The organism is Corynebacterium aurimucosum ATCC 700975, from assembly GCF_000022905.1.
Lineage (GTDB): Bacteria > Actinomycetota > Actinomycetes > Mycobacteriales > Mycobacteriaceae > Corynebacterium > Corynebacterium aurimucosum_F.
Window position 1 is genome coordinate 2,166,331 of the sequence record NC_012590.1, and the last position, 16,000, is coordinate 2,182,330.

12 protein-coding genes and 1 pseudogene are annotated in these 16,000 nt (G+C 61.6%); 1 reads left to right on the forward strand and 12 read right to left on the reverse strand.

What is annotated here, in order from left to right; all coding sequences use genetic code 11:
* Positions 1-362: 362 nt before the first annotated feature.
* The 10 genes from CAURI_RS10340 to CAURI_RS14315 all read right to left on the reverse strand — a co-directional run bounded on the left by CAURI_RS10340 (position 363) and on the right by CAURI_RS14315 (position 13,089).
* On the reverse strand, positions 363-7,190 hold the full coding sequence (locus CAURI_RS10340) for a phage tail tape measure protein (RefSeq protein ID WP_010190943.1): 6,828 nt from the start codon (positions 7,188-7,190) through the stop codon (positions 363-365).
* 395 nt (positions 7,191-7,585) lie between these two features.
* Complete coding sequence (locus tag CAURI_RS10350) at positions 7,586-8,032, reverse strand: DUF7426 family protein (RefSeq protein WP_010190945.1); 447 nt, start codon at positions 8,030-8,032, stop codon at positions 7,586-7,588.
* A 172-nt stretch (positions 8,033-8,204) separates the two neighbouring features.
* Complete coding sequence (locus CAURI_RS10355) at positions 8,205-8,822, reverse strand: phage tail tube protein (RefSeq protein WP_010190946.1); 618 nt, start codon at positions 8,820-8,822, stop codon at positions 8,205-8,207.
* Positions 8,823-8,831: 9 nt separating this feature from the next.
* Positions 8,832-9,296, reverse strand: a complete 465-nt coding sequence (locus CAURI_RS10360) for a phage tail terminator protein (RefSeq protein ID WP_010190947.1) — start codon at positions 9,294-9,296, stop codon at positions 8,832-8,834.
* Complete coding sequence (locus tag CAURI_RS10365; protein ID WP_010190948.1) at positions 9,297-9,647, reverse strand: hypothetical protein; 351 nt, start codon at positions 9,645-9,647, stop codon at positions 9,297-9,299.
* Positions 9,644-9,997: a hypothetical protein gene (locus CAURI_RS10370; RefSeq protein WP_012715241.1), complete on the reverse strand. Its 354-nt coding sequence runs from the start codon at positions 9,995-9,997 to the stop codon at positions 9,644-9,646. Before CAURI_RS10370 ends, CAURI_RS10365 begins: the two co-directional genes overlap by 4 nt.
* 5 nt (positions 9,998-10,002) lie before the next feature.
* Positions 10,003-10,452 (reverse strand): hypothetical protein, encoded by a 450-nt coding sequence (locus CAURI_RS10375; RefSeq protein WP_010190951.1) that lies wholly within the window; start codon positions 10,450-10,452, stop codon positions 10,003-10,005.
* A 165-nt stretch (positions 10,453-10,617) separates the two neighbouring features.
* Positions 10,618-11,526: a phage major capsid protein gene (locus CAURI_RS10380; RefSeq protein WP_010190953.1), complete on the reverse strand. Its 909-nt coding sequence runs from the start codon at positions 11,524-11,526 to the stop codon at positions 10,618-10,620.
* 12 nt (positions 11,527-11,538) lie between these two features.
* Entirely contained in the window at positions 11,539-12,216 is a 678-nt protein-coding gene (locus CAURI_RS10385; protein WP_010190955.1) for a hypothetical protein, read from the reverse strand.
* A gap of 81 nt (positions 12,217-12,297) precedes the next feature.
* Positions 12,298-13,089, reverse strand: a complete 792-nt coding sequence (locus CAURI_RS14315; protein WP_420805239.1) for a phage minor capsid protein — start codon at positions 13,087-13,089, stop codon at positions 12,298-12,300.
* On the opposite strand from CAURI_RS14315, the gene CAURI_RS14320 reads away from it, so the two are divergent.
* A complete protein-coding gene (locus CAURI_RS14320) occupies positions 12,982-13,416 on the forward strand; it encodes a DUF559 domain-containing protein (protein ID WP_420805240.1) in 435 nt (144 codons plus the stop codon). The two genes, CAURI_RS14315 and CAURI_RS14320, sit on opposite strands and share 108 nt — an antisense overlap.
* Before the next feature lie 66 nt (positions 13,417-13,482).
* Here the strand turns inward: CAURI_RS14320 and CAURI_RS14325 are convergent.
* Together CAURI_RS14325 and CAURI_RS10395 are read right to left on the reverse strand one after the other, a co-directional pair.
* A pseudogene (locus CAURI_RS14325) lies at positions 13,483-14,283 on the reverse strand (phage minor capsid protein); the annotation flags it as partial.
* 3 nt (positions 14,284-14,286) lie between these two features.
* Positions 14,287-15,861 carry a hypothetical protein gene (locus CAURI_RS10395; RefSeq protein ID WP_010190959.1) on the reverse strand — a complete coding sequence of 525 codons (1,575 nt, stop codon included), beginning with the start codon at positions 15,859-15,861 and terminating at the stop codon, positions 14,287-14,289.
* Positions 15,862-16,000 lie beyond the last annotated feature (139 nt).

Consider the following 16,000-nt stretch of genomic DNA (forward strand, 5'->3'; position numbering starts at 1 on the left):
ATCCTGAGTCCGCGCCCGGTACCACCTATGCCCCCACTCCGCCGAGGTAATAGACAACCCAACAGCCTCACTCCCATCCCCTAGGGAGGACAGGAGACGGTTAACATCGCCACGCACATTACGGCCGCGCACAACAAGGCCCAGACGGAGAGTATTCTGCGTAACGCTTGTACCCCGCCACACCCCCGACGCCCCATCCCAAAGGTGCTTCTTCGCCATGCCAGAAAGCCCGTCCGGTACATCGTCCAGGAAGACGCCTTCGCGCTTCCTACGCGGACGGCTAAGCGCCAAAGGCTCCCCGTCTACACCCCACAGGGTGATACGAAACTTTTTATCCCAAGCAATACTCACAGCCTGTCTCCCTATCTATTCTTCACCATCGAGGACAGGCCACTAAGCACCTTGTCCTCCAGCTTGGCGTTCACGGTCACCGCGCCCGTGAACTGCGTATCAATACGGGTCGTATCCCCGGCGCCGCCAATCTGGGTGAGGACGGCCTGGGCCGCGTCCTCGTAGGCGCGGCGGCGGTTGGCCTCCATCCCGGCCTGGGCTGAGCGCTGGGCGGCCTGCTGCGCGCCCTCCACAACACTGTCTGCAAGCTGGCGGGCGTACCGCCCTCCCACCGCAGTCTCCGGCAGCCCCTCTATGAGGCCGTTGGCGGCGGCAGCATCAGCGGCGGTGTCCTTCGGTGCCAGGGTTGGCTCCACCAAGGCGCGCATCTTATCCAGGTTGCGCCAGCCCTGCTCAACATTGAGGGATGACCACTCCCCCACCTCGTCGCGGGTCACGCCACCAAACCCGCCTGCTGAGGCGGCGGCGCGCATACCGGCCTCAAGGTCTTGGCCCCAGCCGGAGCCGCCGAGCGTCATAAGCACAGAGCGTTTCTTGTCATCCAGCAGGCTGTTGTTGGTGTCCAGCCTGTTGTTAACACCGGCCAGCTGGGAGTTCTCCTGTTGAAGCTCCGCCAGCTGCTGCTTCAGGGTCTGGGCCATTTCCGCCAGCTCATTCTTGCGCGGGTTAATCGTGTTCACCCGGTTAAGGTCGCGGCGGGCCTTGTCAAGCTCCAGCTTCTTCCGGCGGCGGTTAATGTCAGCCTCCGCCTTCGCCGCCAACAGTTCGGCAGCCTCGGCCCCATACTTGGCTGTCATCTGCTTCTTGTACAGGGGCAAGTTGAACAGTCCGCTGGTGGCGTCAAACATTCCCGCCACATCATCACCGGAGCCACCGGCAGCACCCACAAGGGCACCAGCGACCACACCAGCGGCAAGGCCGCCACGAGCGGTATCAACCCGTCGTTTATCGTCCTTCGATAGGGAGTCGTATTCCTTCTTTGCCTGCTCCTTGTAAGCCTTCTCCTGGGCGCGGCCCTCAGCCACACTGGTGGCACCCTTCGTCAAGCTACCAAGACCCCTAACACCCAACGCCAACGCTGCCGGGAGTGCTGCGCCGCCCGTGGCAACGGTCATCGCCAACGCTGCACCAAGCTGGGCAATACCGCCAAGAATGCCAGCCGCGCCCTTGGCCTGCTTTTGCTTGCCTTCCTGCTCCTTAGCCAAAGCGCTAGCAGAGTTACCCAGCACACCGGCGGCCTCAGCCGCTGATTGGGCGAGCTTCATCGTGGCGACGGAAAGCCGCTCCGAGGTGAGCTTGGCTATCTCCTGCGAATAGTTCAGGTCTGCGGTAGCTTCCTCCACCGCAACCTTGCGGTTGAACTCCGCCTCAGCCGAAGCGGCGCGGCTAGCGTCAAGATTCATCTCCGCCACCGCCACACTAGAAGCAGAGAGCATAGCTACACGGTCAGCATCGGTAGCCCTCTGCGCCACGTCGAGAATGCCCTTCTGCCTAAGCCCCGCAAGGTCAATCTCAGCACTCCCGGCGTTCTGGGCGTGCTCGTGGCGGGCCATAGCAAGGTCATACTCGGCCTGCTGCTGCGCTAGCACATCATCATGGCGGGCCTGCTGATTCTGCCGCTCCAGCTCACGCAACGCCTGCGCCGCGTCCACAGCGCCACGCTTGGCCTGAACATCCGCCAGCTCAGCCTCAAGGCGCTCATCTGCCACCTTGTTAGCCCGGTCCATGTTCTCCGCCATGAGGCCCATGGTGTCCGCCACACGACCCATACCCTCAGCCAAGGTATCCGCAAGGGAGGCGGCGGCCTTAATCGGCGCTACAGTCAGGGCAGCGTTGTACCGAATCTGGGCGTCATTGACCTCAGCGATGGCTTCCTTCTCGGCCTGGCGCGCCTCAACAAGATCCTGCTCCGCCTCAGCGATACGCTGCGCCGACTTCACATCATTCTCGTCGGCCTTCTCCTTGAGGTCGCGGATCTTCTTCTCCGCCTTCTCAATATCGTCGGCACGCTTCGCCGCCGTGTAGGACTTAGTGAGTTCCTTACTCTTGGCCTTCTCCAGGTTCTTGTAGGCCTCTGCAAGCTTCTCGGTCGCATCCTTATCCGACTTGGAGGCGTTCTTACGAAGCTCCGCCAGCTTCTCCTCCGCCTCGGTGATTTCCATGGAGGCGTTCTTGCGGTTGGTCTGCGCCTCCCCAAGCTCGTTGAAGGCGGCCAAGGTGTCTTCGTTGACCCTCAGCCACACATCCCAGTTGGGTGTCTTGGCGTTCAGGGCGGCCTCAACCTGCGCGGCGATACCGCCCTTACCCAAAGCACCTTCCAGCTGCTTGGCGATGCCGAGAATCTGCTTGGTTGCAGGCTCGCCAAGGGTCTGCCTGTAGCTATTCTGTCCAACGAACGGGTTAGCAAAGCCGAACGCTTGATCCACCATTGACTGCGGCACGCCGTACTGGTCGGCGTACTGGCGGGCTTGCGCCCTATTAGCAGCCCCCAAGGAGCCGCCAACGGTGGCTGTAACACGGTTGGAGGCAAGGCCTGGAGCGTGGAAAGTTTTACCCGCCTCGGGTGCCGAAACGTTCTTCCAGGAGGCCCGAGCGCGGGCACCACCACCGGCAACATCGGCAATGTCCCCAATGTCGGTGCCGTAGCCGTCAGTCTCCCCAAGGTCGCCAGTCATCCCATTGCCGCTGTCCTTATCGGAGCCGGGCAGGTACATGAAGTTGGTGAAGCCGCGCCCATCCAAAGGCCCGGCAGCACCGCCAATCGTCATACCCTGCCCGGTGTTGCCACCCGACTCAATAAACGTTCCATCCGGCAGCATCATGGCGGTGTGGCCATTGGCGCCGCCGCCGTAGTCATACCAGCCCACCACAAGCTCGTTGCCGTTGCCGCGACCGGACTTGAAGCCCTTGGCAGCCAGCCATGCGCCCTCATTGACGGTGGACATGCGGGAGTCGAACGGGTCAAGCCCAAGGTAGGTGTTCACGCCTGCGGACACTGCACCCGAGCAGTCAAACGACGAAGGGCTGAATCCGCCCATCACATAGGGCCCGTTGTTGTACGGGGCAAGGATGCTTTTGACTTCTTCCGACTTGGTGCGCCCGCCCGTCTCAAGGGCGGGGAGTTCATGCGCCAGGTTGGCCATAATGCCACGGGGGTCGTTGGCGTTAATCGCCGCGAGGGTGCCGTTGAACTTCTCGCTGGACTTGTCGTTAATCACCCACTCGTTGCGGTTGACGCGGGCAATGGGGAATCCGTCATCTGTGACGCCCATGAAGCCGTCCACAATGTTGGTGCCAGGACCGGTGCCGGGCAGCCTGTAGCCAGTGTTTCCACCAATCGCTAGGGCTGGTATCTGCCCGCCGTGCTCACGGCTCAGCCACTGGCCAACCTTCCTACCCACGAAGGTTACCGTGGTGGTCATCGGGCGGGTGAGCATACCAATCATGTCCATCATGGCGCGGGCCTTCGCCATGAACGACGAATTATCCATATCCGACTTCGGGGTGGGGCGCTGCTCCCCAAGGTTCGCGGTCTTCACCAAAGCATCCGACACACCAGCATCAAGCAGGGACTTCTCAAGGTCGGCGGTGGGCACAGCCTTCTCCTGGCTCAGCATGTTCAGCTCACCAACGGATACATCCTTGCCCTGGAGGAGCTTCTCAATAATCAGGTCGGCTTCGGGGGATACGTCCAGCCCGTCCAGCTCCTCACCAATGGCGCGGGCCTGCTCGGCATTCAGTCCGAACTCGGTCGTATCCAGCTCGGCTGTGGCCTTGGCGTGCAGCCCGTCAATCTCGTCCACCTTGGAGTGAAGATCGTCCAGCTCCTCGATGTTCACATCAGCGGTAGAAGTGATCTCGATGTTGCCGTTGGGTAGGTGCTCAATCTTGTAGCCCATGTCCTCGAGGGCAAGCACCACAGCGGGGTCTGGCGGGGCAATCTCAACGGAGTTGCCTTCCTTCAATCCGGCCAGCCCGGTCTCCAGCTTGGCTATCTGCTGCTCAACCGTGTCCGCGCCCTTCATTTCAAGCGGGAGGGCGAGGACTTCACGGGTGATGCCGTAGGACTGCATCAGGTTCTGGAACTGCTCCTCGGTCAGGCCTAGGGCGTTGCGTAGCCCCTCCATGTTGTCGGCCTGCAAGGCAAAGATTTCATCCACATCAACCCCAGCCACAGCGGCCTCCGCCATACTGTCACCAAGCTCAGTAATCATGGATACAGCCTTCGCGCCGGAGCTGGTAGTGGCGTCAATCGTGCCGTCGGGGTCAAGCTCAATCGGCCCAACCTCGGCCACAGCCTTGGCAAGGGCCTCAACCTGCTCAGCCTGCTGCTCAATATCCCCCACAAGGGCGGCCTGCGCCTGGTCCTTACTCAACGCGCCACCAGACATTTCATCCATGATGCGCTTCAGAGCGGAAAGCTTATCCTCAGCCGAGGCCGCCTCGTCCGCCAGCACACCAATGGACTCGCCAATGGCCTGGAAGGCGGGGTCGGCACTACGCGCCGCATCAATAGCCATTTCGTACTCGTGGCGTGCAGACTCAAGGTCTGCCACAGCCTTCTGGGCGGCTTCACCCTGGTCATTCCACCAGTGCCCCTCGACACTATTGAGCTGCGCGATAACGTCTTTGTATTCCTGGCCGCCCCGGGCCACAATCTCGCCCAGGTCTTCCCAATCCTTACCCTGGGCCTTCAGAGCGTCGCCGGTGAGGAGGCTGGCCTCACCCATAATCTCGGCCTGCTTAATGGTCTCCTGCCACGCCTTGCTCTGGCTTGAGCCGAGTAACCCGGCCACATCAACGGCCTTAATGGCTTCACCGCGCCAGCCTGCCATGGTTTCACCGTTCATGCGGATGCTGGCGGTGTAGCCCTCAGCCACCAGCTTGGCGTCTTCGAACTGTTCCTTGGTGAATGGGGCGTGGGTGCCTGCGAGGGCACTATTGAGCCGTTCCTGCGCTTCAGCCGCCGACCGTGTGGCGTCCTTGTAGTCTTCCTGCGCCTGCGAGGCCCTCCGGTTGAAGGCGATAACGTCAGTTATGACAGCCGTCGCGGCTGCCAGGGCAATGCCCCACGGCCCGCCGAACATGTCCATCACGCCCATACCGGCAGCCTTGAGCTTAGACATGCCAGCGGCAGCTACGCCGCCCTGCCCGCCGAGGACGCGCATGGCGGCACCGGCGCGGCTCATCTCGGGGTTGGCTTGCCGCATGTAGCCGTAGGCCTCCGACATGGAGGAGCCAAAGATTTTAAGGCTTGACTTGGTGTTAGCGAAGGACTCAGCCAGCTTGGTTACCGCGTTTGCGCCCCGCTCGGTGCGAAGAAGCTTCATCGCCATATTCACCGCACCAAGGGCGACGGCGGTGTCCTTCACCGGGCCGGGCAGCTTGCCCCACAGCTCCACCGTCTTGCCCAAGCCGTCCATCGAGGTACCGGCCAGGCCCGCCATACTGGAGGCGAACGCCTCAATCTTGGGGGCGGCGGCGTCAAGGGCGTCTACCGCGCCGTTGCCCATGCGCACCAGCTGGTCATCCACCTGGTCGAACACGCCGAGGGAGAGGTCCTCCATGGTGTTCTGCACGCGCTCCCACACGCCCGGCAAGCCCTGTGTCTGTGCTGCGGCGACCTCAGCGGCCTGCCCCTGCCTGGTGACGGCTTCCTTGAGCGTGTCGAAGCCCTCAGAGCCTTGCACCGCAGCGACACCGGCAAGGCGCATAGCATCCGAGCCGAACAGCACGGCGGTGGCCGCCTGGTACTGCTCCTCCGTCATCGACTCCGAGGCAGATTTGAGTTGCCCCAGGAGGTCAGACATGCCAACAAACTTGCCGTTGGCGTCGTACACCGTAAGGCCCAGCTCCTCAATCGCCGCCTGTGCCGGTTTACCCTGGTCCGTCAGCGCCAGCATCGCAGACTTCAGCAGAGTACCGGCGTCGGAGCCTTGAATACCGGCGTTAGCCAGCATCGCTAGGGACGTGGCGGTGTCGTCAATAGTCAGGCCAAACTGGTTGGCCACGGTACCGGCCTGCTGAAGGCCTTGCGCGATACCAGTCATCTCAGCCGAGGAAGCATTAGCCGCACCGGCCAGAATGTCGGACACCCGAGCCGCCTCGTCAGCCCCAAGGTTGAACGCCTGCAGCGCTTGGGATTGGATAGTCGCCGCGTCTGCCGCCTCAACCTGCGCCGCAGCCGCCAGCTGAAGGGTGCCCTTCGCCGCCGTCATCGACTGCTCAACGGTGAAGCCACCCTTAGCCAGCTCAGTCATGGCTGCCGCCGCGTCAGAGGCCGAGGTGGCTGTCAGGGAGGCATCGGTGCCCAACTCTCGGGCCTTGGTGCCAACCGCCGCCAGCTGCGCGCCAGTCGCCCCAGAAACAGCGGATAGGGTGTTCATCTGGGACTGGAAGTCCATACCGGCAGACGCCACAGCCTTAGCCGCCGTGGCAATAGAACCAAGGCTTACAGCCGCGCCAACAAACTTGGCGATACCGCCAGCCGCACCGGAGAACACGGAGCCGGTTTCACCGGCGTGGGAGTTCAGCTCCCCCATGCTCCCGGCAGCCTCAGCCGCCGCTGTCTTCACCTGCCCCAAGCCCCCGGTCTCCACACTGGGGGCCACACGCTTGCTGCCTACCTGGTCAAGCGCACCAGCCGCGTCCCTAGCCGAGGACTGGAGTTTATCGAGCTGCCCGCCGTCGGCCTTGACGGAAAGCTTCTTCTTGCCGGTATTGTCGAGCTGCTTGTCTACCTTCCTGGCGGCCTGCTCAACACGGCCCATAGCACGGTCAAACTCGCCGGTCTCAACCGTGATTTTGAAACCAAGATCGCCAAGGTCCAGGGCGGCCATACGCTACTCCTTCAAGCTGGGTGTTTTGCGTAATCCAAGGCCACGGGCGATGGCTGTATCCTCGCCCAGTAGCCTGATTAGCCGTATTCTGAACCACCGCCAGCGGCGGTCAGCTAGCACACCGTCACCAAGGTCTATCTGGTAGAAGTGATGAAAGTCGGTTTCTATGTCGTCCCAGCGGGAGAGCATGGAGGGCCATGTCAGTTTAGACATATCCACGTCGGGCCGTTCTTGAATCTTCTCCGCCCACCACTCACGTACGTACTCGCCGTATGTCTCAAGGATGAAGAGGTCTGGCGGCCCGCCTCCCGGATCGTTCTCCGAGTATGCCCCCGCGTAGGGGTCGTACCAGAGGTCACTGTCCGGGGCGTAGGCCCACCCATCGGGGTCACGTCTTAGTCGTCCCCACTGGTCTCGCCACTCGTCTGGCCCGTCTCCTGGTTCTCCTGGGAGTCGTTGTTCAACTTCTCGAGTGCTTTTTTTACCGACCCGGTTTCAAAGTACGCCTTAGCCAGGTCGTCGCCGCTCGTGTACTTGATGTGAATGGTTTCCACGATGTGGTTGAGCTGTGGGAAGGTGGCGCCGTCCTTCATTAGCTGGCCGAGGAGGCCCCCGGTAATCTTGCCGGTCTCGGTATCGAACTTCGACCCGACGAGGTGTGCGACGCGCTCGAAGGTGGCGAGGCCCTGCCCCGCCGCCGTTTTCTCGGTGCTCGAGTTCAGGTGTACGTGAAACTTGAGTACGTCCTGCGCGGTGGGGTCCACCGTGTACTCCTTGCCGTTCAGCGTGAACTTTACGTCGTTGGAGTCGAGGTGCTCCTGTAGTTGCCCGAAGTCGGTCATCGCATGTCCTTTCCTATGCGCTTGTGTTTCAACACCCTGGATTATGAACGGTCCGCATACGCGGTCAGTTACGGCATGACGAAACCCCCGCGCAGGAAAGGACAAAGCAACGCGGGGGTTCGCTCACCCGCCACTGGGGCGGGGAGAATTGGGGTTTAGGCTGCCGCTCTGGCTACTGGTCAGAAGCGCCAGGCACACCGCCCGGGTTTCCAGACTCGGCTGCTGCTGCACCCTTCGGGCGAATAATCTTCAGCAGCTCGTCTTCATCAATCGGGGTAGATTCCTTCTTCTCCTCGCCCTTCTTCACGGAGTGAATACGGGTCGGCTCACAGGAAGACTTGAGATCGGAGGTGAAGGTGCGGAGGTCGTTCGCGCCACCGGAACCGGAGGTGAACGAGTTAGTCGCCGTACCCTCCCAGCCCTCGTCAATGTCGGTGCGCCAGGTGCGGAAGTCAACCTTGCCGTCCGAGCCGAGCTCCTCACCGGTCACCTTCAGCAGCTGCTGGTCCTCGGTGAGGAGGTCAAGGTCACCCTTGCGGGCAAACTGGCCCTCAACCGAAATAGTGAGGGAACGAGAGGTCTTTTCCTCGGACGCCCAGCCGTTAGAGTCAATATCGGAAGCGTCGACGGTGTTGGTCTCGATGTTGACGCCGAGGCTGGTGACGCCTCGCACGAACTTGTATTCTGCCGGGTCGGCGCCTACCGGCTTAACCTGCAATGCCCAGCCACGGTTGAGCTGCTTATTCAGCTCGCACGAGTTCGGGGCCGTCGCGTACTTAGCAATTGCCATGATGGTCTCCTAGGGAGTTGATGGGACTGCCAGCACTGCCTCGTAGGTGTCGATGCTATGCCAGCGAATGTTTGAATCCGGCACTGGTGGATCATTTAAGACCCGTCGGCAGACTAGGACGCCCTGCTGCGCGGTCAGCTGAATATCGGTGAGGTCATGCAGGGCATTCATGGCGCGGGCTGCGTCCCTAGCTGGGGTCAGCTGGTCCTCGGATGCGCCACGGAATGCGAGACTGAACCGGGCTGTCGGGTTGCTGTCGGACCAGTCGTTCCCGATGCTCACGTTGAAGATGCAGAGGGCGCGGTCCGGTTGGTCTAGCATCCTCCCGATGAACACGGCCGGGGTGTCCCCGTCTTCCTGGTTTCCTGTAGGGTCCGCGCACACACCCTGGGCGTGGAGGTAGGCGGCGAGGTGGTCGGCGAAGTCCTCATGGGTGGCGGGGCGTGGTTCGCTCTGCGTGTTGTACTCGGGCACCTAGATCATCCCCTTAACATGATTCCGAATAATTTGGGCCACTCTCTCGGCGTTCTGGGCCCGCGCCGTCTCCAGGTACTTGGCCTGGCCCGCACGCGGGTGGTTCCAGGTGGTCTCCTCATGCTGGCGGCGGATGTAGGGCAGGCCGTCGTAGCGAACAACGCCCTCAACCTTGCCGCCTGTATCCGTGCCGGGCACTGCTTGTGCGGACTGGCGTAGGTTTCCTGTCTCGCCCAGCGGGGTGAGGTCGACGGAGGTGGCCTCAACGACACGCGCCGCCTCCGACACGCCTTGTACCGCGCCCTGTTTCACCCGCTGCTTGACCTGCTCGGTGTTGAGTCGAAGGCTCATAGGATAGTCACCTCCACATGGTCCGGTGTTAACCCGGTTCCGGTGTAGGCTCTGCGGGCTGTGACGACTTTCCGCTGCGGTTTCGCCCCGAACTCTGACGGTATCGTCACCGTGGAGCCGATAGCTGGGAGTGGCCCCTCCACATCCCAGTTGAGGGTACCGGCCACGGTGACCTCCTCCCCACGCCCTACGCCGGACTGCACCACGCGGGACTGCATGTTGATAGACGCCATGACGGTGCGCTCCGGCCCGTATGTGACGCCCCTAGCGGTTCGTATCTCCTCACCCTGGAGCTTCACCTCATGCCTAAACCAGAGGCGCGCCAGGGTCTCGCTCGTGTTGCTACGCATCGCCTCTACACCCGAATCCATGGCTGGACACCAATAAGACCGGCGTCCTCCAGGATGAGGAGCGCGCCCTCGGACGGCTCCCCGGCGAGAAGACGGGTACGGGCTGCGGTAGATACGCTGTTATCGAAAGACACCGACGAGCCGTTGTTAGATGAGGAGGCCACGGATGCCTCCACATTGGCGCCGCCGGTCGACAACTCCCCCACAACCCCGGCCTCAACCCAAGCAAGTACCTGGGCACTCGTGGCGTCACGGAATGCCGACCGAATACGGTCACTTGTCGGCATCCCGTACTCGTCTACCGCGTAGACAGCGGATTTAGTGTAGCGGCGCATCAGCATCGATGCCCGGGTAATGAGACTGTCTAGCTGAGCATCGTCTAAACCGTCATAGGTGCCGGGAATAGCGTCAGCAATAAGCTCCGTCCGGTCAATGTAGTTCATTTCAATGTTCACCGCTCCCCACCTCCAAAAGGGGAAACATCATTGTGTTGTAGGTATGGAAAAGGGCGGGCTACCCAACACCCCTCTAGCACCTATCTAGAGGATGGGTAGACCGCCCTATGTAGCGCCCGCCCTAGGTCGCCGTGCCGGTGGCAACCGTAGGTAGGGCACTAGCTGCTAGGCCGCGTCGGCGGGTGCAGCGGAGCCGAGGGCGCCCTGAGCCACGTCGGTCTCGACGTAGACCAGACCCTTCGGGTTGACTACCTTCGCGCCGAAGACCTGAAGGCCACGGATAATATCGCCGAAGCGATCCGGGTCACGGAACGCCTCCAGCTCACGGAGCTGGGTAGCGAACGCCAGGGCACCAGGAACACCCGCCACAATGCCCTCGCGGCCTGCGGTGACCGGGGCGTTGTTGGACTGGTACACGTTCAGACCAAGCTGCGGGATAGACGAGATGAGGCCATTACGGGCCACAATGTCAGTACCCGCTGCATGCGCCTGGGTGACGCGACGGTCCGCAAGAAGGGCGGAGCCGAAGTTAGGACCGACCACGATCCAGCGCTGGGCGGTGGGTGCGGACACCTTGTTCAGCTCGGTGGCGAGCTTGCGAACAACGTCCCACGCGGTGATCTGGCCCTTTCCGGGGCGGTAGAAGTCGGAGCCGTCAAACACCGTCTGGTTCGGCAGCTTGTTGCTAGCACCCTCCTTCAATGCCTTTGCGACAGCCTTATCAATCTCGTCGGCCATTTCGGAGCCGTGCTGGTTGGTAGCGGCGGAGGCGAAGTCACCGGCCGCCTGCACACGGTCAACGTCGGAGACGCGGAAACCGTAGTACTTCTCCTGGTCCATGACCAGCTTCACAGAGGTCGTGGTCAGGTCGTCGTACTCAAGGTCCTTGGTACGGTCGTGGTTCTTGATGGTGGCGTTGCCGATGGAGTTAATCTCCACGGTGTCGCCACTGTTCTGGAGCATTGGCTGGTACTTGGTGTCAGCGATGCCCGGCTGGGTGTAGATGCTGGACTTCTGGAACGGAACGATGAGTTCCGGTGCCCAGAGCTTAGGGATAAAGGATGCGACAGACATACGCGTATCTCCTTAGAATAGGTGGTTTAGCTTCCCGGCCTTACGCGCCTCGTAGATTTCCTCAGGGGACATGTTGTCCAGGTCCTCTACGGTGAGCTTGCGGGAGCCACTGTTTTCGGATGGTGTCGGAGCGTTACCGGAAGATGCGGGCGCCACCTGGGCGCGCAGCTTCGGGGTTGCTGCCACCGTCTCCGAGACGAGCTCAGCCACCTGGGCTTCGTAGTCATCGGCGGACGGGTCAAGGGCTGCGAATGCTTCACCGCCCTTAATGAAGGGGACAGTCAGATCCGGGTCGGCCTTAGCCTTCTGTACCGCTTCGCTGAGCGCTACCCGCTGACGCAGCTGGTTGTACCGCTCATCGGCGGCCTTAGCCTGCTCCTGGTACTTCTTGCCGAGGTCCTCGACGTCTTCCTCCTCCGCGAGGCCCATGACCTTAGCCAGGTTCTGCTTGTAGGACTCGAACTGCTGCTCGATCTCCTGCTGGCGTTTCTCGAACTCGGCGGTCGCCTTTTCCTGCTCGCGGAACTTCGTGCGCCACTTCGCGGCCTCAGCGTTGAGTTGGGAGATACGGTCATCGCCCTCCTCGTTGTGCTGCGGGCTGGTGGGCTCCTGGCCTTCCTCCTGCCCCGGCTGCTGGGTGGTGTTCTCAGTGTTCTGCTCGTCGGCGACGGAGGCGGTGGTGTCTGACATATGGGTGTCCCTTCATTGTCTTGGTTTGTGGTAACTCCTGGTCTGCCACTGCCCCAGATGATGCGGGTGTTGTGTGTGCGGTCAGCTTCTCGGTCGTTCGCGGTGCGACCATCGGGTGAGGTGCTCGTGGTTATTGACGTGCTCCCGGATGCGCCGGTTCCACCCTTTCGTTTTGGCGCGGGCAGTGTCCCGGTCAAGTGGGGAGAGAGCTACGGCCTCGCGGCGTTTCCAGCGGCGGAGTTGCCGCTCCATGTACCGCTGCTGTTGTGTCGCCTTGTACTTACGTTTGTTCTCAGCGGGGCTATCCATCGGGACCTGTGGTGTTGGGTCGCCCGGGGTGTAGGCGGTATCGCGGTGCCGACAGTTGTGTACTACAATTCCATTCAAAGCATAGAAACCTAGTTCGGTTTGGAAGTCGTACGCATGGCCCCTAAATATGAATTTCTCGACACTAACCACCTCGTCCGACTCCACAACGCCGGGCACAGCTGCACAGACATCGGACGGATGTTCGGAGTCTCCAGGTCGACGGTAGGAAAGCGCCTCAAGGCTGCCGGTCTCCCGCCCATCAAGGCCCGGCGCAACATCAACATCCCCGAAGTTATCGACCTGTACGAAACCGGCCTCAGCTGCGAGCAGATTGGCTCCCAGCTTGGGGTTAGCGGCACCACCATTAGGCGACGCCTCAAGAAGGAAGGCATCACCTTGAGGCAAGGCCCCTCCTACCGGAGTAGCAACTCCATGGAGCAGCGAATGAAGACCGCTATGACCAACTGCTTCGCCCCTACCCATATCGGGCCAAACGAAACGCACTTCGCCGGTTTCCTTAACGATCTTGGTGTCGGGTACAGGCAGCAAACAGTCATCGGCCATTACAACGTCGACTTCACCCTTGAGAAACTGCCTGTCGTCATTGAAGTGGTATCCGGAGGTAGTAGCGCTAGTGCTCGTGCCATAGCGTTTGAGCGAAGCAAATTCATCCTCAACAGTGGCTGGCATCTCTTCGAGCTTCGGCTCACCTCCGATAACGGGTACCGTCCGGTCACTCTCGACGGTGTTGAAAAGATGATCGCCTACGCGGATGCTCTCGGCAGTACGCCACCCTCTGCTGGTAAGTATCGGGTGTTCAGGGGAGACGGTCGCCTTGTGTCCCTTCGCGGTGCGAATCGTGAACGCTGGGCCGAAGTAGGTGCCCTTTGATGCGCCTACGGTTCCGGCGAAGGTGTCGATAGTCTGCTCTCCTCCGAGGATTGCGTTGGGGTGGTGATATCCCTTGCTGATTGCACCCCTCAGCGTGTCCTTGACATGCACCGTCACCTGCTCCCCCGTCGCCGGGTCTACCATCTCACGTACCCCTGCCCCGCCCGAGATCGCCAAAAGTTGATTCTGGAACGGGTAGCACTGCGGCGCCGAGGCCGTGTGCCACGAAGCGCGCACCAGCTCCACACCGGCCTGCTCATAACCGGATAGGTGCCCCTCCTGGGTGGCCTGATTCCTCATCGTCCTTACGGACATGTCCACGTAGGAGTCAAGCGCCCATTTACGCCCGGCCCTATCCACAAATGCGGTGATGCCCCTGTCGGCGTATTGGTTGAGGGCGTGCCTCATTGCTGCCCTATGGTCAGCCCCGGCAATAATCGAGGACTGTACCGTCTGGGCGGTGATACTGCGGTACACGTCGGAGACTTCACGGACGACCCTGAGATGTGTGGACGCTATCGCCTGCGAGGCGCCGGTGGCCGCTACCTGTACGGCTGACAGGGCGGCCACGGTGGGTATCGCCTCAGCACTGCGCCCCACATCTTCTAGGACTCCGAGCATCGCGGCCTTAAACTCCGCCACGGCCAACTCCTCGACCATGCTGGTGGTCTTAGCCCCAGCGGCGGTAAGGATACGACGGGCCCGCTCTAAGAGCTTCCGAACCTCAGCGTCGCGGTAGAGGAGCCGGTTAACATCCTCATAGGTGCCGTGCTTAATAGCTGCCGAGAGCTCACGAAGGATCAGTATTTCCGCGTCCTCATAGAGGCGCACAAGGCGGGCAGCCTGCCTGTCTTTACTGTCCGCCATGGGCTACTCACTATCGGATAGTGGGGCCATATCCTCACCCAGCCCAAGAAGCGGGTCCTGCGGCATGGCGGCGGCCTGGTCCTGCTTGATTCTGAGCTCCTCAGCCTCGACCTCCTCCGGCGTCCACTCGGGGTGCAGCTTTGTGAGGGCGGCGCGGATAGACATGAGCCCGCTCGTGTACACGGTGGTGACACTGCCGGTCAGCTCTTGCTCGGAGACCTCTATCTGGTCCGGGAGGGACACGACCACGGGTTTGGTTGGTGGCGTGTAGCCGTTCAGCAACGCGTCCATGTGGAGATAGGCGGTGAGGATGTGAGAGAGGTGGGCGCGCTCGTGGCGGCCCTTCGTGTCGGCGGTGGCGCGGGTGCGTCGGGTGCGGGCCCGTGTCTCCGTTGCCGTCATCTCACCAGTTGCCTGAGCGTCCATGTCTACGGTGAAGGGAGATAGGCCCAGCGCGGATACAGCCTTACGGATACCGGAGTCGATGAGAGTGAGGTATTGCTCCACACGCATGTCGAATTGGATCTGCTCGAAGGTTGGCTTCGCTTCAACGCTGGCGGACATTGACGCCTTGTACACGTCGCGGAACCAATCGAGGTACGAGCCCTGCCCCGGCCCGTCACTCTCTAGGAGTTCCTCGGAGACAAAGAGACGCCCGCGTGCTGCCTCAACCTCGTGTTGAAGTTGTGACCAATTATGGTCGATGTTCTCGAAGATTCCCGCTGCACGCGCCACATCCGACGTGTGGTAGTAGCGCAGTAGTTTCTTCTGCCGCCAGGCGTGGCGTGGCCTGTAGTTGTCCAGCATGTCGGCGGTAATGAGCCCCGAGCCGGTTGGGAGAATAGTCCCCTCCCGTAGGCCCTCAAGCTCCATGAGATACGCGGCTTCCGGTATCTCGTCATAGGGCACCGGGTGGCCGAGACTACTGTCTGACCCCTTGAACAACTGGTATTCAATCTGGCCCGGCGTGTGCCGCTGGAGGAGGCGGAAATAGTCATCGTCGTGCTGGTAGGTGTCCCAGAATAGGATCGCTATCTGGCGCCCGTTCTCAAACTCGGCCATGCCGTTATCCGCGTCAACCCACTCAATCCATGGGTGCGGGTCCACTGATTGATTCCATACCACGCGGCCATATACCCAGCCGTGTGACCCGGCTCTGTAGACCGCGCCCCACCAGTCGGAGGCGAAGCGGTCTGAGGATACGAGACGGTCTAGGGCCTCGGCTGCCTCCATGTTGCCCTCATCCTCGGCGGAGAGTTTTGCCTGCGGTGGTTTGCCTGCCATGTAGTCAGCTAGGGCGGTGGTGAGCTCGTCAGCAATGGGCAAATGATGCGTCACAAGGTGAGACGCTTCGGGGGTGCTGCGCTGTGGTTTGCCAAGGAAAGCGCGGGATGCTGCACCGACCACACCGCCGTTGAACTGGGTGCGGTGGGTGTATGGCCTGCCATTCTGCCTAGCCCGACGCTCATTAATGACGTCTGTATCGCCGGAGATTAGCGCATCGTCACGGCGGATTGCCTCAAGTGCCGGGGCGTATTCCTCGGGTGGCCACGGCGTGTTTGGGGCGGGCATTGGCATGGGTGTTCCTCCTTGGCTACGTCTGCCGGGGTGGTGCAAGGGCGCAGCCCCCGTCAACCGCCGAAGTTGGCGACGGAGCGCGCAGCCTAGCCGTTGGGGAACGAGCGCGGATAGTGGCCTATCCGACCCTATGGCGGCC